The following is a 22,141-nucleotide window of genomic DNA, read 5'->3' on the forward strand; positions in this document are numbered from 1 at the left end:
TGAGTAATGCCTGCAAAGTCATTGATTTTCAACTAATTACAACGCCTAATTTTAATAAAGATTCCCTCAATATCTCCAACCAACCACAAGTAACTGTCCAACAAGGAAGAGCCCTATGGGCGGGGAATGCGCTAAATGATACCGAAATAATTTATCAAGGATCTCTAAACGATGTGAATATTATTTACACCTCGACCATTGGTGCTGGGGGCAATTTTTTTACGAGTCCTTCTTATAAATTAAAGGGATATTATGCAGGAGACATTGACATGAACGGAGAAACAATTTTCCAAGGAACGGACAACAATGTGGAATTTATCTATCAGAATATTTTTAAAAATCATCCTGGAAATACGTTGAAACTAAATTCTTTCAAAATAAAACAGCAGTTACCCTAACGGAGTATTGACTCTTTAATTCTACCAAGTTGGACAAAGTATTTTTGAAATTAAAATACCCCATTTGTAATCCAAAGATATAAACAAAATATAGCTAACGAATAAGTATTATCAATTATCAACAATGAAAAAAATTAATTACTGCCATTTTTCAGGGCTATGCTTCATGCTATTCCTGCTCGCCTCCGTAACCGTAAAGGCACAAATTTCATCCAACACGGTGAAATATCAAATTACTTATAATCCTGTCAGTCAAGTCTATACTGCTTGGGTAGTACCAGATTATAACGTTCCAAATGCTAATAATTTAGGAGCAACTGAATTTGGCGGAACGGCTCAATTTTCGATTGTCGTTCCTAAAGATTTTGTGATAACTAACATCACCGATATTAGAGGAACTTGGACAAAAACGACGGATTCGGATTTCCGTAAATTAGGACCTGGACAACCAGGGCAAACTTGGGTAGGACTCGACCCTACCCTAAATTATTACCTTATTGGTAAAGCACCCAATGAAACAAATTATGGAATATTTGCGGTAGGCGTTCCAGTGTCACTTTTTAGCTTTACAGGAAATAGTTGTTATGGCGTGGTGAAAGCATTACCCGCTAATGACCCCTTCATCACTGCGGCAGATCTTAACTACAGTTTGAATGCAGGCAACAGTTTTTATTCAAGATCAGGACAGCCGAGTGGAGGAAATCAGAAACCGTTAGAACAATTTCTTGCTACTACGGGAATTCCAGCCAATTGTTTACCTCCGATAGCTAATCCCGATACGGCTTCCACTGCTGCGGGAATAAGCAAAACAATTATTGTGTTGGCAAATGACAAAGCCAATAACGGAACGCAAGCGACTTTAACAAATGTAACAACGCCCATCATAACAGCCCTTCCAACGAAAGGAACGGCCATTGTGAATCTTGATGGAACCATAAAATATACCCCCAATTTAGGCACTTTTGGAACGGACATTTTTATCTACACAATCTGTGATAAAATCAATACAATTACTTGCGATACCGCCAAAGTGACCATTTTTATTACGGGTGTACCACAAGCCAATCTTGATATTGCGTCGGTAGTAGCTGGGGTTAGTTCAACCATTCCAATTTTAGTCAATGATAGAAATCCCGATGGCACGCTTGTGATTGATTTAACCAAAATCACTCCGCCCACCCTAACCTTGGCACCCACAAAAGGAACAGCCACCATTAATCCAGATGGCTCCGTCAAATACACCCCAAACGTGGCAACGTCGGGAATTGATACCTTCATTTATTCAATTTGTGATAAAACCAATACCAGCGTTTGTGATACGGCATTAGTAATTTTAACAATTATAGCCGCCCCACAAGCCATTCCCGATAATGCCGTTGCGATTGTGGGCATAAGTGTGACAATACCTATATTATCCAACGATAAAAATCCCGATGGTACCTCCGTAACCGATTTAACAAAAATTACTACGCCAATTGTGAGTTTAGTACCCACAAAAGGAACGGCAACTGTCAATGCGAATGGTTCGATAAAATATACTGCCAACTTAGGAGCCAGTGGAACCGATACGTTTATTTATACTATTTGTAGTAGTACGAATCCAATCATTTGTGATACCGCTTTGGTTACTATTAAACTCAATCAAAAACCAATTGCAACCCCTGACATCGCCGTCACACCCGCCAATCAACCCGTGACTGGCAATGTCTTAACCAATGATTTTGATTTAGATCGTAATACGTTAGTCGTTAGCACCACCCCCATCACCGCTCCGACCAAAGGATCGCTGACCTTGAATGCCAACGGAACTTTCACTTACACGCCAAACGCAGGAGCATCTGGCAACGATACTTTCTGTTACAAAATCTGTGATAATGGCGTTCCCAGTGCTTGTGATACCGCTTGTGTCAATATCCAGATTGTCCCATCACCAGTCTTAGCCAATAATGCTCCCGTAGCCGATGACGATAATACCCAAACCACGGTCGGTATTCCCATCATTATAAACGCTAAAGCCAACGATATTGACCCCGATGGTTTTGCTACCTTAGGCACACCCACCCAATTAAGCAATCCCACGCACGGGCTTGTGATTCAATTGCCCAATGGGAACTTTACTTATACACCCACGATAGGATTTATCGGTACTGATTTTTTCACGTACAGTATTTGTGATACAGGAACGCCCAGTAAATGTGATACCGCTACCATAACCGTGGAGATTTTACCTACCCAAACGGGCAATCACGCCCCTGTGGCATTGGATGATGTGGTAGCAACCGTTAGTGGTGTACCCGTGATAATTCCTGTAAAAAATAACGACTCTGACCCCGATCTTAACAATTTGGGAAGTCCCTCCATCATTACTCAACCTGCTGCAGGAACGGTAACGGTTAATGGTAATGGGACGCTGACTTTCACCCCAAGCAATGCCACTTTTGTGGGAACGGCTACGTTTAAATACGCTATTTGTGACGATGGAATTCCCAGCAAATGTGATACGGCTTCGGTGAGCGTGGTAGTATTGGCTCCCAACAAAGTTTGTTTAACGCCCAAAGCTTATTTACAAGGTGCGCTGTTAGGGGTCGATTTACCCAATACACTCATGCGAGATGATTTGAGAGCAAAAAACTTGATTCCAACCACTTCGCCTTATTTAGGGGGTTTGACGACTGCCAATACCACCACTTCGCTGGTCTTAGCAACTACAGGTGCCAATGCCATTGTAGATTGGGTATTTGTGGAATTACGCAGTGGAACGGATTCAACGTTAATTGTGGATAGTCGTTCGGCCTTGATTCAGCGGGATGGAGACATTGTCGATGTGGATGGAACGGGTTCGGTTATTTTTAGTTTGGCCAATACGGGACAGTATTATTTGGTGGTAAAACATCGTAATCATCTCGGGGTAATGTCGGCAAAGAATGCAATGAGCAACATCTGTAAAGTCATTGATTTTCAAATGGTTGCAACCCATAATTTCAATAAAGACTCCCTCAATATCATTAATCAACCCCAAGTAATTGTCCAACAAGGAAAGGCTATGTGGGCGGGTAATGCGTTGGAAGACAACAACATCATTTATCAAGGATCTGCAAATGATGTCATTGCTATTTATCTACAAGTTATTAATGCAACTGGAAACTTATTTGTGAGTCCTTCTTACAAATTGAAGGGCTATTATACGGGAGATATTGATATGAACGGAGAAACCATTTTCCAAGGAACGGGCAATGATGTTGAATTTATCTATCAAAATGTACTCAAAAATCATCCTGGAAATATCTTAGGGTTGAATTATTTCATAATAAAACAACAATTACCGTAAAAGTTGAGACTGAATAAAAGTAAGTTTTTCTTTTATCCAGTCAATTTTCAATGTTTAAGTATTCAAAATAAGTATTGCTATGAAAAAAAAATTTAATTCAATTATTTGTCAATTTATGCTGATTTTACTATTGATTTCATCGGTAGTAAAAGGACAAATCTCTTCAAATACGGTTAAATATCAGGTTACTTATAATCCAAGTAGTCAAATATATACCGCTTGGGTAGTGCCAGACTACAACGTGCCGAATGCTAATAATGCCAATAATACCGAATTGGGAGGAACTGCCCAGTTTACGATTGTGGTGCCAAAAGATTTTGTCATTACAAGCATCACTGACATTAAAGGTATATGGACCAAAGAAACCGATTCGGCATTTCGTAAATTAGGGCCAGGACAAAATGGGCAGAGTTGGCCAGGTTTAAACCAAACGCTCAATTACTATATCATCGGAAAAGCACCCAAAGAAACAGACTATGGGACGTTTGCTTTAGGGGTTCCGGTAGCACTTTTTAGCTTCACGGGCAATAGTTGTTATGGCATCGTAAAAGCATTACCTGCCAAGGATCTCTTTATCACAATTGCCGATAATAGTTATGGTCTCAACGTTGGAAACAGCTTTTATTCACGCTCTGGACAACCAAGCGGAGGAAATCAAAGGCCTTTGGAACAATTTCTTTCAATCACAGGAGCACTCGCTAATTGTCTGCCATTGCAAGCTAATCCAGATAATTCAACAACCGCTGCCAATACGCCAACAACGACAAACATTTTAATCAACGATACTAAAGATGGAAATACCGTAAATCCATCGGATGTGACAGTGAGCATCAGTCAAAACCCGACCAACGGAACTGTTATTGTTAATGCTGACGGAACCATTAAATATACGCCCAATCGCAATTTTATCGGGAAAGATTGTTACGTATATCAAATTTGCGACAAGATCTTTCCTACCCTCTGTGATACAGCACAAGTATGCATAACGGTAAATAGAGGGGTTGCAAATTTGAAAATCACTAAAATTTTGAATGGAAACACGAAAATTGTTGCAAAAAATAGTCTTGTTTCATACACAATTGTCATTGAAAATTTAGGTTCTACCGATGCCACCAATATTGTGGTGAAAGATAGTTTGGATGCAGGATTACAATATTCGAGCAATACCGTTTCAACGGGAACATTCACGCTACCACTTTGGAATATCCCTTTGTTAGCGGCTGGAACAACCGCCACTTTAACGATTTCTGCGCTTGCAATTAGCGAAGGCGTATCCTTCAATTTTGTCAAAATTCAATCATTAGACCAATTAGAATTAACCCCTTCAGACAACGAAGACAGAGCCTGCGTGTCTGTACCCATAAAACTTTGTAGTGGCGATAGTTTTCAAGTTTCCGTTCCTGTACAGTTTACCAACATTATTTGGTTTAATAATGGCGTGACGGTTGGCACGGGAAATAGCTTAATTATTTCTCAATTAGGGAGTTATACATTTCAAGCAAGCAATGCCCAATGCCCCGCACAAGGTTGTTGCCCCATTGTAGTAGAAGATGGAAATTGCTGTCGCCCAAATATTTGTGTACCATTTAGTATTGTTAAAGTCAAATCATCAAAATAAACGAAAATGAAAAAATTCAAAAATATTTTATTCGTGTTTTTTATGTCATCTATGGGCATTCAAGCACAAACCGAATCTGACTTAAAAACAAAATACATGATTACTTACGACGAAGGTAAGGATGTATTCACGGCGTGGATTGTCCCCACTTACGACACGCCAAATTTCAATAATCCAGATTCAGAAGAAAGAGGTGTAACTGCCCAATTCTCCCTAAAAGTTCCTCGGGAATTTAGCCTTATTTCAATCGCTGACATCAAAGGTTCATGGGAAAAAACACCCACAAAAATTGGTGGTCAGAAAGCTTTTTCAGAGGTAAAAATCGACCCGCAGTTTGAATATTATATCATTGGAAAAACCAATGCTGAAACCAATTACGGCGCATTCAAATCGGGCGAACCCGTGGCCATTTTCAATTTTAAAGGCAAAGGTGGGGATTTCTCAAAAGTCGCAATTTTAGATAATAACGACACTTTTGTGGAGATTTCGGATAAATCTTTCTCTTTAAATGTACGAAATAGTTTTTATTCTCGCTCTGGACAGGCATCCAAAAGTTTAGCCAAACCACTTGAGCAAGACGCTGGTTCAATCACTTTAAAAGAAGTGCTTGCCGTGATGGCGAGTAAAGTTTCAAAAGAAGTTGGCCCAGAAAGTGAAAATGTAGTATTGGCCTATCCAAATCCAACGACCAACCTCGTCAATTTAAAAGTATTTGTTGAAAAAGAGAACGCAATTATTGACATTGATTTGATTGATAGCCGAGGAATTGCCCAACAATTATCTAAATTAAAGGGTACAATTGGCATTAATACCGTTCAGGTAAATCTAAAAGATGCTCGTTCAGGTGACTATTTTATCAAGACGACGATTGATGATAAAATTTATACTAAGAAAATAATGAAAATTGAGTAAGTAAGATATACTTTGTTTAAACGTTGACGGCTTGATAATTTTTCAGGCTGTCATTTTTTTTGATGGTAAGTAAATAAGAAAATATTCGATAATTATCTCATTATAAACAAGTTATCCACAAATTTTAAATACTATTTACAGTAAGTCGATTCTTATCATTGACTTATAAAATCGAATGAAGTTTTTCCTTGAAAAATTATTATCTTTGCAGACATTTTTTTTGAAACGAACATAAAATCAATATTTTAACAAATTACAAATGAAAAAATTATCCCTAATCGTGTGTGGCGGTTTGTTGGCAATCGGAGCAATATCATGCGATAAAGCTGCAAATTCAGGAACAGCAACAGCATCAACAGCATCAACCACTAAAACAGGCGTAGAAAAGACAACAGTTTATGTAAATACTGATTCATTATTATCTGGATACCAATTTTACAAAGACGCTCAAAAAGAGTTTGAAAACAAAGGCTACCGTTTACAAGTAGATTTGGGTCAGCGTGAAAAAGGGCTTCAAGGTGAATTACAAGCGATTCAACAAAGAGCGCAAACAATGACTCAAGCAGAATTGCAAGGAGCCGACATGATGTTGAAGAAAAAAGGTGCTGAATTACAACAATACAGCCAACAACGTCAGCAAGCATTAGCAGCAGAGCAATCTAAAAAAATGCAAGAATTATATACAAACATCCGTGAGTATGTAAAGAAACACAATGCAGAAAATAACTTTGAATTTGTATTGGGATATACCACAGCGGGCGGCGGTATTTTATTTGCTGATGAATCAGCGGATAGAACAAAACAAATTGTGGATGGCTTAAATGCTGAATATGCTGAATTGAAAAAATCAGCGCCAGCAAAGAAATAAGTTAAGCTAAAATTGCATACAAAAGCCTTCTCAAATGATTTGAGAAGGCTTTTGTATGCTTAATGGAACACGGATTGAACGGATTAGACACGGATAAAAATTTTGCAAGTACACTTGTTGTTGTCTGTGTCTTCACAGATAACCTACTAACGTTATCTGTGAAGACACAGACAACAACAGGTGTATAAAAGTAGCTAATCAAATTTTATCCGTGTCTAATCCATTCAATCCGTGTGCTATTTAATTACCTTTGTAACATGGATTATTTTAAAAAATTACTGGATTTACTGAAAATTGAACGGAATGAAGACCGTGAACAATATAAAAAATTAACTGAATCATCGTCGGTAGCCGAACGCCGAGCTAATGGTTTGACGTGGTTTCCCGTGGCAATTCGAGGGTCGGAAATTGGTCGGGGAGATTATTTGACCATTGAATTGGAACGAACTACGCACCAAGACATTTTTCATCAATTTCGTTCGGGAATGCCAGCGGTTTTCTTCACCAATCATGACCCAAAAAAAGATAGAATTGAAGGCACTATTTCGCATCAAAATGGCAATAAACTAAAAATTACTATCAAAGACGATGAACTTCCCGAATGGAGTAGAGATGGAAAATTGGGCGTTGATGTGTTGTTTGATGATAATAGTTACGATGAAATGAATGATGCCCTCAAAACGGCATCTGAAATGCAAGAAAAAAGTGAATTAATTCAGGTTTTGACGGGAGAAAAAAGTCCAACGTTTAGACAGGATAACGCTGGCTGGGTTTTGAACCCAGCAAGCGTTGGAAAATTAAACAAATCTCAATCAAAAGCAGTTGACAAAATCCTGTCAGCCAATGAATTGTCGATTGTTCATGGCCCTCCTGGAACAGGCAAAACAACTACCTTAATTCAAGCAATTAAAGCATTAATTAAGCAAGAAAATCAGAAGATTTTGGTGGTTGCTCCCAGTAATACAGCCGTTGATTTATTGAGTGAGAAACTTTCGGAAGAAGGATTAAATGTGCTTCGGGTGGGCAATCCTGCGAGGGTTTCTGAGCGTTTGCAAAAACTGACTTTGGAAGCAAAAATGGCCGAACACGAATATTTGAAGGAAACTAAACGCTTGAAAAAACAGGCAATGGAATTCAAGAATATGGCGCATAAATACAAGAAAAGTTTTGGTAAATCTGAACGTGACCAACGCAAAGCCCTGTTTGATGAAGCCCATAAAATCATGAAGGAAGTTGGCAATACCGAACAGTATATTATTGATGATATTGTGTCGAAAACGCAAGTAGTCACGGCCACGCTCGTGGGTGCAAATCATTATACCATTAGAAATTTAACGTATAATACCGTCGTGATTGACGAAGCTGGACAAGCCCTCGAACCTGCCTGTTGGATTCCGATTTTAAAGGCAAAAAAGGTGATTTTGGCGGGTGACCATTGTCAGTTATCACCCACGATAAAATCGAACGAAGCCGCAAAAAGTGGCCTCAGTAAAACGCTTTTGGAGAAGTGCATTGAACTCCACCCAGAGGCGGTGACTTTACTCGAAGAGCAGTATCGAATGAACGAAAACATCATGGGATATTCGTCTAAGATTTTTTATGAGGATAAATTAAAAGCGCATGAATCAGTAGCTAAATCTTTACTTTTTGAAAATGATTTTCCGCTACTTTTTATTGATACAGCAGGTTGTGGATTTGAGGAAAAATTGGAAGGAACCAGTAGCACAAATCCCGATGAAGCGGCGTTTACATTTAAACATATAAATCTATTCATCAGCGAGTTAAGTAAAAAATATACCGTCGATAATTTCCCCAGTATTGCCGTAATTTCACCTTACAAACAACAGATAAATCTTCTAAAAACACAATTTGAACACAGTCCAGATTTACAGAAATACAAAGAAAATGTTAGTGTAAATACCATTGATAGTTTTCAAGGACAAGAGCGAGATATTGTCTATATCAGTCTTACGAGAAGCAATGATAAAGGCGAAATTGGCTTCCTTTCCGACATCCGAAGAATGAATGTAGCAATGACTCGTGCCAGAAAAAAATTAGTCGTTATTGGCGATAGTACCACGTTGGGACAGCATTCTTTTTATGCCAATTTTATTGAATATGCCGAGAAAAAAGGTGGGTATGTAAGTGCTTGGGAGTTTATGGATTAGAAATCTGCCCCACCAAAACCTGAATCCCCTCCTCAAAACTAACGGGATTATACCCCAAAACGGCCACTGCTTTATCCAACAAAAAACCCGTACGGGGTGGACGTTTGGCGGGTTGGGTAAAATTCTTAGCATCAACTTGGGAAATTAATGATTTATCTAAGTTGAAGAAATCAGCGGTTTTAATCGCCATTTCGTAGGGAGTCAAAAAGTCTTTGCCTGAGATGTGGAAAATTCCTTCGGCTCTCTTATCGACGGCCAACCAACAACCCATCGCCAAGTCTTCGGCTAAAGTTGGGGTTCTGAATTGGTCGGTTACAACTTTGATTGGTTTCTGAGCTTCTAAGGATTTTTTCACCCAAAGAATGATGTTTGATCGGCTCATGTCATTCGTAATTCCATAAACCAAAACTGTCCTGATGATACTCCAAGTACATTTTGAACGTTTTACTACTTCTTCGGCAGCGTATTTACTCCAACCATAATAACTTATTGGATTGGGTTTATCTTCCTCCGAATAAGGTCCAGATTCACCGTCGAAAACGAAATCTGTGGAAAGATGGCAAAGAAAAATATCGTGCTTTTCACAGGCTTCTACCAAATATTCGAGCGCTTTTACATTCATGGCCCAACACAAATCTTTTTCACCTTCACATTGGTCAACGTTGGTCATGGCCGCCGTGTGAATAATAGCATCGGGGCGCACTTTTTCAATTACCTCTGCCACTTGTTCAGCATTGGTAATATCCATTTCTTGGTAGTCGTAACCTTCCGTAAAATCTATCCGATTTAAACCCCGAGAAGTAGCAACCAATTGAATATCAGTATTTTGTGCGAGTAATAATACTAATTTTTGTCCTAATAATCCGTTAGAACCTGTAATGAGGATTTTCTTTTTTTGCACGATTAATAGTAGGTTTTAGTTTTAAGGATTAGGATTACATAATCAAAATTCACTTATGCTCATAGGTTATAGTTTTGTGTTAAATTATTCTCAATATTCCCAGCCATACAACTTAGAAATCTTCTTTTTTCGCATTTTTTTGCACGTAATTTTCATGGCAATATTCTTCAAAGGGCGATTATTACCATCTCTTTTTTGGGTTGCCACCGAATCTATAACCCACAGATTATCAATTACTTGTCCAAAAACTGTATAATTTCCGTCGAGGTGAGGTGTCCCTCCTATTGTTTTATAAACTTGCTTTTGTGCATCCGTAAAAACTCGTTGTGGCGTGCGAGCCATTTGTTGTGGCAGCGTAACATCATTCCAAATTTGTCCTTGTACTACATAAAACTGACAGCCCGAAGAAGCCTTTGCGGGATTACTGTCTCTGGCTGCTGCCAATGCACCTTTCTTATGGAAAAGTTCGGGCGTTATTTCCGCTGGAATTTTATAGCCAACATCTCCATTTCCCAACATAATTCCTTGTGTTGCTATTCGTGAATTTGGGTCACCCCCTTGAATCATGAACAAATTGATGATGCGATGAAAAAGTAATCCATCGTAAAATTTATCATCCACCAATTTCAAAAAGTTGGCTTTATGTTGGGGTGTTTGGTCGTATAAAAGAGCGTGCATTTCTCCCCAAGGCGTGGTAATTGTAACGAGATAATCTTTTTTAGGCTGCGCCTTAACTAATTGGTTTACAAGGATTAACGAGCAAAGTAGTATTATTTTTTTCATGTGATTTTTTTGAAATAATTGACAAAATCAGTGATTAAAATTGAGAATTCTATTATTTATCGTCCAACCGCTGTCAGGGTTTATTTGGGTTGCGACAAATAGCAGATAGCTCCGTTAAAATTTAGGCAAATTTACTAAAATAGTACTAAACGTTTTACCAAACTTAAATTAATATCCGAATTCCATTTTTCGGAAAAAAGCACAAAATATTTACCAATTTCATAAAATATTTCTAATCGATATAACATAGGATTACCCACAAAATATGTCATAAATTTGTAATTCATTCTAACAAATTCCCCTTTCAATGTTCAAAAAACTAAGCATTTTTCTTTCCATTTCGTTATTTCTTTCTTCATGCGCAGGCGTTTATATACCCTCCACGAATACGAACATACCCACTCGTACAACGCCCACACCAAGCGCACAAACCAAAGTAGCCGCTAACTTTCCTGAAGGTTTTGATGATGCTTCTAAGAATCGGTATGAAGGGGGAAATATTAACGTTTCATCGGGGCAATGGTACCTTGAAAATGCCATGATGGGTGGTGCCGATAACGACCAGAAAGCTGGCGTAAAAGCAATCAGAATGAAAGAAATGGCTAAGCTGAGCATGAAATTTGATATTCCCTCGGGCATTCAGCAAGTGCGTTTTAAGTATGGCGTTTATCAATTAGACAGAGAAAGTAGCTTTGAATTATGGGCTTCTTCTAACGGTGGTGCTTCTTGGAATAAAGTGGGTTCAACGATTACGGCTACGGATAAATCGCTACGAGATACTCAATTTAACGTCAATATTCAACAAGCTGCTCGCATCGAAATTCGTAAAACGGATGGTTCTTCAAATCGTTTGAATATTGATAATATTTCGATAATTACTTATGGTTTAAGTGGTTCAACTACACCCGTTCCGACGCCAAGTCCTTCGCCTACGCCATCACCAAAGCCAATTCCAAATGGTTCGACAGTGGCTTCTCGTGATGATAATTTAACCATGGGAAATCCCTCGAATGCGGCAACAAATACTTCATATTCAGATAATTATTTGATGGTAAAAAATGCTTACACGCTTTCTTACAACAAAAATAAAGGTATTGCCAACTGGGTTTCGTGGCATTTGAGTACCGCATGGAAGGGAGAAACGGATCGTCAAAATGATTTTCGCCCCGATCCAAGTTTACCCCAAAGTTGGTACGAAGTTACACCCCGAGATTATGCTTCTACGGGTTTCGACCGAGGACATTTATGCCCTTCCAGCGACCGTGATGGCAATTTAGAAGATAATCAGGAAACATTTTTTATGACCAACATGACTCCCCAAGCTCCCGATCATAACCGAGGAGTTTGGAAGTCTTTGGAAGAATACGAACGAACATTGACTTTACAAGGAAATGAAGTTTATGTAATTGCTGGCCCTTTGGGACAAGGAGGAACGGGAGCGAATGGATTTTCAAAAACCATCGGTAAAAATGATAATATTACGGTGCCAGCATCACTTTGGAAAATTATTGTTGTATTGCCAATTGGACAAAATGATGCTGGCAGAGTAAATGAAAATACCCGAATTATTGCCGTAAATATCCCGAATGATAATAGCGTTGGCGGTACAAGTTGGAAACAATATCGCTTGTCAGTTGATGAATTAGAACGCTTAACAGGCTATGATTTTTTATCAAATGTTTCTACAAATATTCAAACGGTTATTGAGCGGAGAATTGATAATTAGCAAAGAGCTTTGAGCCGTGAGCTATTAGAAAATGAGGTCGAAAAAAATGCCAATCCATTAAAGAATTGGCATTTTTCATTGCTCACGGCTCAAAGCTTACCCAAAATACTTCGTTTTTCCAGGAATTGCCACGGGATAATTGCCGTTTGCATCTGGTTTTAAAGGCATATCTGCATCCCAAGCAAAGTTTTTTGGCGCAATACTGATACCCGAATTAAGCGCTTTATCCCAATCAATTATTTGTCCAGAATAAGTGGCCATTCTTCCCAAAATCGAGGTCATGGTTGATTTTGCTCCGTTTTCAGCATCCGCAAATTTATATTCACCTTTGGCAATTGCCGCAAATAATTCATCGTGTTCCGATTGGTACGGCTGATTGTCTAATTTTTTATCGAAAGAATACAAAGGCTTTCCTTTATAATCTGTGATTTTGGCAGCATCAAACATAATCTTTCCTTTCGTGCCAATTACCATTTCATCAACCTTCGCCCAAGTGCCTTTTTGATGGCGACATTGCGAGTTCAAGATTGTGCCATCAGCGTATTCAAACTCTACAATGTGATGGTCAAAAATCTCGCCAGTATCCTTTCCAATTCGAGTTTCACGCCCACCCGTACCACGAGCTTTCACGGGATAACCACCTTTTGCCCAGTTAATTACATCAATATTGTGAATATGTTGTTCATTGATATGGTCGCCACAAATCCAGTTGAAATAATACCAATTGCGCATTTGATATTCCATTTCAGTCATGCCCGCTGTGCGAGGTTTTGTCCAAACGCCATCATTATTCCACCAAGCCGAAGCCGACACAATATCGCCCACCATTCCATCTTGCAAACGTTTCATCAACTCACGGTAAGAAGTTTGATAATGTCTCTGTAAACCTACCACCACATTGAGTTTTTTGGCTTTTGCAATTTGTGCTGCTGCCAATACTCGTTGCACACCTGCGGGGTCGGTGGCGCAAGGTTTTTCCATAAAAATATGCTTTCCTGCGTTCACCGCTGCCTCAAAGTGCATTGGACGAAAACCAGGAGGCGTGGTCAAAATAACCACATCAGCCAAGGCCATCGCTTTTTGATACCCATCAAAACCCGTAAATTTATGGTCGGGAGAAACGTCAATTTTAGCTTTCAAATGCGCTTGTTCATCGCTGGTGATTTCTTGGTAACAAGAATCCAAACGGTCTTGAAAAGCATCCGCCATGGCTACTAATTTTACGTTTTGTTTGGTACTTAACGCTTGTACAATAGCCCCCGTACCACGTCCACCGCAACCAATCAGTGCGATTTTGATGGTATCGTCCATACTATTATTAAACATTGAAGCTTCCGACAAAAACGGAGTAGCGAACAAACCTCCAGCGATGATGGAGGTACTTTTTACGAAATCTCGTCTATTTTGGTTCATGGAAAAAGTATTTATTGTTTATCTGGATATTACTTTTTTAGTCTTTTGTACAAATTACTCAAGATTACATTTTTAGCCGTTTGATTCAGATATATTTGATTTCAAAACAGTTTCATATTTCCTCCATCTAAAGTTAGATTTTTCGATAAAAAGGAAATATCAAACCTCTATTTATCGAGAGTTTTAGCCTTAAACATTTACATTTTCTCTAACCTTTAATTTTCCTAAATCTTAAACGTTAAAAAAAATGGCATAAATTTTGGCATACCTCTGAAAAAGATACTACTTTTGTGGTTCAAAATGCAAAAATCATCTCACATAGCTCGTTTGTTTAGCGTCTTTTTTATGTCGCTGATTATGATGTTTACTGTTTTCGGTAAAACATTTTCAGCTACTCAATTACGCCAACAAGAAGTTAAGAACGCCAAAACGGAACGATCTAACCATTCAGAAAAATCTAATGATTGTTCAATTTCGGAACTTTCTGTGATGCAAGTGTCCGCCTCTGTAACGATTGATTTTTCGCAAGATTTTGTATTTACGCCACAAGTATTCTCCTTTTTGATGGCTGAAAAGAGATTTTCAATCATTAAAAACCTTACATTTCGACTTCCTCTTCTCGAAATTCTCTTCGAGCATTTTATTGTTACCAACGCCCCGTGATTTAATCAACAATTGATAATTAACATTAACAATTGTTCCTCTGGTTTAAACGTCCACGTTTGAACCAAATTAAACGTCCACGCTCTTGTACGGGCAATGTTACATCGTACTTACTATTCACTTTTTATAATTATTGCGGTTATTGAAATTATTAGGCGAAATTTAATGTCCAATCATCAATAACCAATCCCAAAAACCAAAAACCATGCGTTACAAAGGTGCCATTATCTGGCTGACTGGAATCATCTCAGCCCTATGTTTATTCTTTCTTTCATTTACTTGGAAAGCCAATACTATCCGTGAGGAAGCCGTTAAATATGCCACAGTTGCGGGTAAATATGACCCTGCTCGCAAAATCCATTTCGTTGATTCATTGTGGAAACAACCGGTTTATTTAGGATTTACGTTGCAAGAAGTTACGACTTATGCGCTTCATAAAGGTCTTGACCTTGAAGGTGGTCTTCATGCCGTTTTAGAGGTTTCGCCCGTGGAAATTTTACGTGCATTATCAGGAAAAAGTAATGATTTAAATTTTGAAAAAGCGCTTGCCGAAGCTTCAAAAGCACAGGTTAACTCAACTAAGCCATTTAATGAATTGTTCTTTGATGCTTTCGCTAAAATTGCTCCTAATCAAAAATTAGCGTCTATTTTCGCCAATTCAACCAACGTTGGAAAATTGAATTTTTCTTCAACAGATTCACAAGTGAAGAAATTAATCAACGCCGAAATTGATGGAGCCGTTGATAGAGTTTACAAAACCATCCAAACTCGTATTGATAAATTGGGGGTTGCCAATCCAAACATTCAACGTTTGCCAGGAACAAACCGTATTCAAGTTGAATTACCTGGGGTTGATAATCCTGAACGTGCCAGAAAGTTATTGTCGGCCGCTTCAAAATTAGAATTTATTGAAGTAGCTGAAATTGGCGAGTGGGGACCAGGTTTGAATGCTTTAGGTGAATATTTAGCGGCCGAAGAAAAAGCAAAAAAAGCGGGTACAACTACAACATCGGCTACTGATACGACAAAAGCAGCAAGTTTAGCGGGTCAATTATCAGGTTTGAACAAAACTGCGAAAAAAGATTCTGCGAAAAAAGATACAACGTCGGGTTCGGCCTTGACAAAATTGTTTTTGCCATTGGATAACCAAGGAAAAACGTGGGGTGTTTATCGTAAAGATACTGCCCGTGTAAACGAATTATTACGTCGTCCAGAAGTAAGATTGATGTTCCCTTCAAATATTTCTTTCTACTGGAATGCCATTGGAATTCCTGCAACAAACGGTGACGAAATCGTACAGTTTGAAGCTTTGAAGAAATTGCCAGGTCAAAAAGCGCAATTAGACGGTGAAACAATTACAGACGCTGGACAAGATTTTGATCAAAATGGTCGTCCAGAAGTTACCATGGCCATGAACGGTGTAGGGGCAAGAATTTGGAAAAATATGACAGCGGCCAACGTAGGAAAACGCATCGCTATTGTATTGGATGATTACGTTTATTCTGCGCCAAATATTAATGGAGAAATTGCTGGTGGACGTTCTTCAATCTCTGGTTCATTCACGGTTGAACAAGCAAAAGATTTAGCCAACGTAATTAAATCGGGTAAATTATCGGCTCCAACTCGTATTGTGGAGGATGCTTTTGTGGGCCCTTCGTTGGGTCAAGAGGCAATCAATCAAGGATATTTATCAATGGTATTAGGATTGATTTTGGTTATCGTGTTTATGATTGGCTATTATGGCACACCAGGATGGATGGCAAATGCGGCTTTGATGTTCAACGTGTTTTTTATTGCGGGTGTATTAGTACAAATTCAGTCGGTGTTGACTTTACCAGGTATTGCAGGTATTGTGCTTACCTTAGGGATGGCAGTTGATGCGAACGTTTTGATTAACGAGCGTATTCGTGAAGAATTACACGCTGGAAAAGGTTTGATGGAATCTATTAAACTTGGTTATGAAAAAGCACTTTCGGCGATCATTGATGGTAACGTAACGACCATTCTCGTTGCAATTATCTTGATTATCTTTGGTTCAGGTTCTGTAAAAGGATTTGGTGTTACATTGGCTATTGGTTTAGTTACTTCAGTATTTACAGCCGTTTTTGTTTCACATATTATGATTGATTGGATGGCAAAACGTGCCATTGCAGCGGGTAAAGAAAAAGAAATGACTTTTGAGACATTTATTTCAAGAGACCTTTTCAAAAACTTCAATTTTGATTTTATCGGAAAACGTAAATATTCTTATATTTTCTCATGGTCTTTAATTGCCATTGGTATTATTGTGCTGGTTATGCAAGGTGGTTTCAATTTAGGGTTAGATTTCAAAGGTGGTCGTTCTTACGTAGTTGAAATGAACAAAACGATTGAAGCAGGAACGGTAAAAGATGCATTGGCAAATAGTTTTGAAGGAAATGGCGTTGAGGTAAAAACGTTTAACGGTCCAACAAAATTAAAAATCACAACCGCTTATTTAATTGAAGATGAAAGTGCGGCTGCAAACCAAAAAGTACGCACGGCAGTTGAAACAGGTTTAAAGAAATTTGCTGATGCTAAACCTGTAATCGTATCAGAATCGAAAGTTGGAGCAACCATTGCCGATGATATTCTTACGCAATCATTTATTTCGATTCTTTACGCTTTAGTTGCCATCTTTGTTTACATCTTACTTCGTTTCCGTAAGTGGCAATATTCTTTGGGTGGTATTGTAGCCTTAGTTCACGACGTACTTGTGGTGTTAGGAATGGTTGGAATTTGTCGTTTATTCGGATTTGAATTAGAAGTTGACCAAGTATTTATCGCAGCGATTTTAACGGTAATTGGATATTCAATTAATGATACGGTGGTAGTATTTGACCGTATTCGTGAGGAAATCGGGGTTGATGCAGATTTATCGAATAAAGAAATGATGATTAAAACGATCAACCAATCAATTAATCATACCATGAGTCGTACGGTAATGACTGCCACAACAGTATTCTTGGTGGTAACAGTATTGTTAGTCTTTGGTGGAGATATTTTGAGAGGATTCTCTTTTGCGATGTTCATCGGAGTTGTATTTGGTGCTTATTCTTCAATTTTCGTAGCAGCTCCAATCGTAATTGATTTTGGTGGCGGAAAGAAAAAAGTAGTAGCAGAAGCAGTAGTAATTAAGAAATAAGTTTTTTAGGGGTTAGGTATTGGGGCTTAGGGTTAGATTTTAGCTGAAATTGAGCATTATTATGAAGATTTTCGTAAGTGTAAAAATACTCAATTTCCAATTTTCTAAGCCCTAATTTCCAAAACCTAACCCCTAAATTTTGATTTAAGACGAAATATTAGGTATCTTGAAACATAATTTTACAATATATTATTTTATCAACTAATCATTATACAATTCTTTATTGTGATAATCTAAAATTCACACAAACTAACAAAAATCTATGGAACAAAGTATTTGGCGTAAAAAGCCTATGGCAGCCTACGAAGCTGACATTAAAAACAACCAATTAAAGAAAGTTCTGGGTAAATGGAGCTTAACTGCTATTGGAATTGGAGGAATCATCGGTGGTGGTATCTTCGTGCTTACGGGTACGGCAGCCCATTATCATGCTGGGCCAGCCTTAGCATTATCGTTCGTTGTTGCGGGGATTGGTTGCGTTTTTGCGGCATTATGCTACTCTGAATTTGCCTCAATGTTGCCCGTAGAAGGCTCTGCGTATGCGTATGCCTACGGAACAATCGGAGAATTATTTGCTTGGATTATCGGTTGGGGACTAATCCTCGAATATGCCATGGGAGCCATGACCGTTGCCGTGAGTTGGTCGGGGTATTTTAATAAGCTACTGCATCTATTTGGCATAAACATACCCTATTATCTGACCAATGACCCATTTACAGCCCCTCAATATGCCATTGATAATCACTTAGAAGCATCTTCTTTTGCCTTCAACTTACCTGCATTTTTGATAACTTGGCTCGTTACAGCCGTTTTGGTGAAAGGTATCAAAGAAGCTACTAATACCAATAATTTGATTGTAATTCTTAAACTTTCAGCTATCCTATTTATCATTGTGGTAGGTGTATTTTTTATAAATGCAGATAACTGGCATCCATTTATTCCAGCACCAGAAATGGTTGCACACGCCGACGGTTCAGTACAACCTGCTTATGGAGTCAAAGGAATTTTGAGTGGTGCAGCGGCTATTTTCTTTGCTTACATCGGTTTTGACGTGGTTTCTACGTCAGCAGGTGAAGCCATCAATCCAAAGAAAGATATTCCATTTGCCATCATTGCATCTTTAGCTATTTGTACGGTTTTATATATTTTAGTATCATTGGTTTTAACTGGTATGTTAAATTATAAAGACATTACAGGCGAGGCCTTGAAAGCCCCAGTTGCTTTTGCATTTGATAAAGTTGGGCAACCTTGGGCAGTATTTATTATCACTACGGCAGCAACAATTGGTTTAGTTTCTGTAATGTTAGTAATGATGTTAGGACAAACTCGTGTGTTCTTAGGCATGGCGAAAGATGGTTTATTACCAAGTTTTTTCCGCCAAATTCACCCAAATTTCCAAACCCCTTGGAAGAGTACAATTTTGGTAGGTTTGATTGTGTCATTAGTAGCCTCATTTACGCCAATCGGTGTTTTGAGTGATATGACAAGTTTCGGAACATTGTTCGCTTTTGCGATGGTTTGTTTGGCCGTATTAATTCTTCGTAAGCGTGAGCCAAACCGTGAACGCCCTTTCAAAACACCATTATTGATGATTGTGGCTCCATTAGGAATCCTTACCAACGTGGCTTTAATGTCACTTTTAGATAGCAAAGCCCAACAATTTGCTTTTATTTGGATGGCGATTGGCTTAGTTGTTTATTTTATTTATAGTAGAAATAAGAGTAATTTGAATAATATGTAATTAATCTGTTCATTCATAAAAAGCGGTCGTTTGTTAATTCAGACGACCGCTTTTGTTTTGGGCATTTTTTGTATTTTACCACTTACTAAATAATAAAACGATTGATTGTTTTTTTAAAAAAAACCTTCCAACTTTAGATTTTATATAATTTCATTAAATTGGAATTTTCGCTTAATAAACTGTTTAATCTTCACAAAAATCATCTTTTCGTTACCTTCTAAATTTGAAAATCATGAAAAAATGTAATTGCTTTTGTTCAATTATTCCCCCTGTCATGGTGGATGAACTCAAAAAAAATGGTGTTGATATTAGTAAAGGAACCGTTAGCCTCGACCGTGGATTTCGCAAACGAAGAATGCTGAAAATTGAAAGTATGGGCTTAGTTCAGCCAATTGTAGGAAGTGCCAATCGAATTGTTTTTGATTCTCAGCATACCACTAATAAACAATTGGCACTGGTTAGAAATGAAACTTCGCCCGTAAGTGCGGATAGTTCCGTTAATAACGCTTTTGATTTTGCTGGTAAGGTTCGGGATTTTTATAAAACCGTTTTAAATTGGAATTCGATTGATAATAATGGTTTGGATATGATTTTGAACGTGCATTATAGCAACAAATATAATAACGCTTTTTGGGACGGTTCGCAAATGACTTTTGGCGACGGCGATGGGGTGGTTTTTACAGATTTTACCCAATCATTGGATGTGGCGGGACACGAAATGAGTCATGGCGTAGTGCAATATACCGCCAATTTGGTTTATTCAGGGCAATCAGGGGCTTTGAACGAACATTATGCCGATGCAATGGGAATTGCTATTAAACAATTTGCCCTTAAACAAACCGCCAAAACTTCTGATTGGTTAATCGGTGCTGACATCATGGGTCCGAAATTAAAAGGTATGGCAATTCGCTCAATGAAAGCTCCTGGAACGGCTTATAATTCTCCACTATTAGGCAAAGACCCACAACCCGATAACATGGCAAATCTTTATACGGGAACAGCCGATAATCGTGGCGTACACATCAATAGTGGGATTCCGAACAAGGTTTTTTACTTAGTTTCGGATGGCATTGAAACGGTAAATACCGCAAAATTATGGTTTGAAACCTTGAAAGTTTTGAAGCCAAGTACAAACTTTAAAAGTTTTAAAACGGCCATCACAAAAATGGCCAAGAAAATGGTTACGGCAGGAAAATTGCCCGCCAGCGCAACGGGAATTGTAAATAATGCTTTTACAACGGTTGGATTATAGTTTTGATTTTCGTTATTTGATGTTCAATTTATATTAACCAAAAATCGAACATCAATTATCGAAAAATCGAATATTGAACTTCAATTATCAAAAAATATGAATATAAAATTTACACGCTCGGGCGGTTTCATGGGCGGAATTTTCGAGAAGGAAATTAGTCAACAAGATTTGCCATCGGACTTACAAAATACCTTACAAAATCTTATCGAAAATAAAGACCAATACAAAAAAATAAAGCCATCAGAGCAATTGAGAGATGGTTTTGTGTATTCTTTGGAAACAAAAAAGGCAAACTCAAAATTGAAATTCACTTTCGATGAGGATCATATTCCTGCTGAATTATCGCCCCTGATAAATCATTTTTTAGCTTCAGAATAAGTTAAATATTGAACTGGGAAAGGCTTCGCTTTGAGCGGAGCCTTTCTTGTTTTAAGACGTTAATTATCAAATAATTAACCAACCACGCTTAACTATTAACCCATAACCAATACTAAATCCAACGCTTATTATTTATCTTGCATCGTAAAACTAAAAATTAACCATGAAGAAAATAGTAATCTTAGGCGGAGGCGAAAGTGGTGTTGGCGCAGCATTATTGGCAAAAGCAAAAGGCTTTGAAGTATTTTTGTCGGACAAGGGAATATTGTCCGATAAATACAAAGAAACTTTATCCCAAAACAATATTCCTTTTGAAGAAGGTGAACATACCGAAGCAAAAATTTTGGATGCCAGCGAAGTCATCAAAAGCCCCGGAATTCCTGATAAAGTTGAATTGATCAAGAAATTACATTCGTTGAGAATTCCCGTAATTTCTGAAATAGAATTTGCCTCACGCTACACGAAAGCGAAAATCATTGCCATCACAGGAAGCAACGGAAAAACCACTACAACGCTTCTGACCTATCACATCTTGAAAAATGCGGGGCTAAACATCGGACTTGCGGGTAACATTGGGGAGAGTTTTGCCAAACAAGTGATTGAAGATACTTTCGATTATTTTGTGTTGGAACTAAGCAGTTTTCAGTTAGATAATTGCTATGATTTCAAGGCGGATGTAGCTATTTTACTGAACATTACACCCGACCATTTGGATAGATATAATTATGAATTTCAGAATTATATCGAATCAAAATTTAGGGTTTTACAAAATATGACCTCAGCCGATGACTTCATTTATTACCAAGAAAGTGAAGCCTTGATGGGCGAA

Annotated in this window: 16 protein-coding genes; 13 read left to right on the forward strand and 3 right to left on the reverse strand. The window is 38.2% G+C overall.

Annotated elements, in window-relative coordinates:
* The 6 genes from AC1W31_RS16480 to AC1W31_RS16505 form a co-directional block, all read left to right on the forward strand.
* A partial coding sequence (locus AC1W31_RS16480; RefSeq protein ID WP_481735581.1) for a hypothetical protein occupies nt 1-398 on the forward strand: 398 nt, incomplete at its 5' end.
* A 124-nt stretch (nt 399-522) separates the two neighbouring features.
* A complete protein-coding gene (locus AC1W31_RS16485; protein WP_481735582.1) occupies nt 523-3,726 on the forward strand; it encodes an Ig-like domain-containing protein in 3,204 nt (1,067 codons plus the stop codon).
* A 79-nt stretch (nt 3,727-3,805) separates the two neighbouring features.
* A complete protein-coding gene (locus tag AC1W31_RS16490; RefSeq protein WP_481735583.1) occupies nt 3,806-5,344 on the forward strand; it encodes an Ig-like domain-containing protein in 1,539 nt (512 codons plus the stop codon).
* Between the two features lie 6 nt (nt 5,345-5,350).
* Complete coding sequence (locus tag AC1W31_RS16495; RefSeq protein WP_481735584.1) at nt 5,351-6,256, forward strand: T9SS type A sorting domain-containing protein; 906 nt, start codon at nt 5,351-5,353, stop codon at nt 6,254-6,256.
* 259 nt (nt 6,257-6,515) lie between these two features.
* Nucleotides 6,516-7,124 (forward strand): OmpH/Skp family outer membrane protein, encoded by a 609-nt coding sequence (locus AC1W31_RS16500; RefSeq protein ID WP_481735585.1) that lies wholly within the window; start codon nt 6,516-6,518, stop codon nt 7,122-7,124.
* A 257-nt stretch (nt 7,125-7,381) separates the two neighbouring features.
* A complete protein-coding gene (locus AC1W31_RS16505; RefSeq protein WP_481735586.1) occupies nt 7,382-9,292 on the forward strand; it encodes an AAA domain-containing protein in 1,911 nt (636 codons plus the stop codon).
* On the opposite strand, the gene AC1W31_RS16510 is transcribed toward AC1W31_RS16505, so the two are convergent.
* The gene (locus AC1W31_RS16510; RefSeq protein WP_481735587.1) at nt 9,282-10,193 is read right to left on the reverse strand and encodes an SDR family oxidoreductase; all 912 of its coding nucleotides are present in this window, start codon (nt 10,191-10,193) and stop codon (nt 9,282-9,284) included. The genes AC1W31_RS16505 and AC1W31_RS16510 overlap by 11 nt on opposite strands.
* A 90-nt stretch (nt 10,194-10,283) precedes the next feature.
* Nucleotides 10,284-10,976: a peptidylprolyl isomerase gene (locus AC1W31_RS16515; RefSeq protein ID WP_481735588.1), complete on the reverse strand. Its 693-nt coding sequence runs from the start codon at nt 10,974-10,976 to the stop codon at nt 10,284-10,286.
* A 307-nt stretch (nt 10,977-11,283) separates the two neighbouring features.
* On the opposite strand from AC1W31_RS16515, the gene AC1W31_RS16520 reads away from it, so the two are divergent.
* A complete protein-coding gene (locus tag AC1W31_RS16520) occupies nt 11,284-12,702 on the forward strand; it encodes a DNA/RNA non-specific endonuclease (protein WP_481735589.1) in 1,419 nt (472 codons plus the stop codon).
* Nucleotides 12,703-12,798: 96 nt separating this feature from the next.
* On the opposite strand, the gene AC1W31_RS16525 is transcribed toward AC1W31_RS16520, so the two are convergent.
* Nucleotides 12,799-14,115, reverse strand: coding sequence for a Gfo/Idh/MocA family protein (locus AC1W31_RS16525; protein WP_481735590.1), 1,317 nt, complete (start codon nt 14,113-14,115; stop codon nt 12,799-12,801).
* A gap of 300 nt (nt 14,116-14,415) precedes the next feature.
* On the opposite strand from AC1W31_RS16525, the gene AC1W31_RS16530 reads away from it, so the two are divergent.
* The 6 genes from AC1W31_RS16530 to AC1W31_RS16555 form a co-directional block, all read left to right on the forward strand.
* The gene (locus AC1W31_RS16530) at nt 14,416-14,778 is read left to right on the forward strand and encodes a hypothetical protein (protein WP_481735591.1); all 363 of its coding nucleotides are present in this window, start codon (nt 14,416-14,418) and stop codon (nt 14,776-14,778) included.
* A gap of 205 nt (nt 14,779-14,983) precedes the next feature.
* Nucleotides 14,984-17,941: a protein translocase subunit SecDF gene (gene secDF, locus AC1W31_RS16535; protein ID WP_481735592.1), complete on the forward strand. Its 2,958-nt coding sequence runs from the start codon at nt 14,984-14,986 to the stop codon at nt 17,939-17,941.
* 262 nt (nt 17,942-18,203) lie between these two features.
* Nucleotides 18,204-19,682, forward strand: coding sequence for an APC family permease (locus AC1W31_RS16540; protein WP_481735593.1), 1,479 nt, complete (start codon nt 18,204-18,206; stop codon nt 19,680-19,682).
* A 232-nt stretch (nt 19,683-19,914) separates the two neighbouring features.
* Nucleotides 19,915-20,934: a M4 family metallopeptidase gene (locus AC1W31_RS16545; RefSeq protein WP_481735594.1), complete on the forward strand. Its 1,020-nt coding sequence runs from the start codon at nt 19,915-19,917 to the stop codon at nt 20,932-20,934.
* A 96-nt stretch (nt 20,935-21,030) separates the two neighbouring features.
* The gene (locus AC1W31_RS16550; protein WP_481735595.1) at nt 21,031-21,312 is read left to right on the forward strand and encodes a protealysin inhibitor emfourin; all 282 of its coding nucleotides are present in this window, start codon (nt 21,031-21,033) and stop codon (nt 21,310-21,312) included.
* 163 nt (nt 21,313-21,475) lie between these two features.
* The coding region (locus tag AC1W31_RS16555; protein WP_481735596.1) for a Mur ligase family protein at nt 21,476-22,141 on the forward strand (666 nt) is incomplete at its 3' end.

This window comes from Arcicella sp., assembly GCF_964672035.1.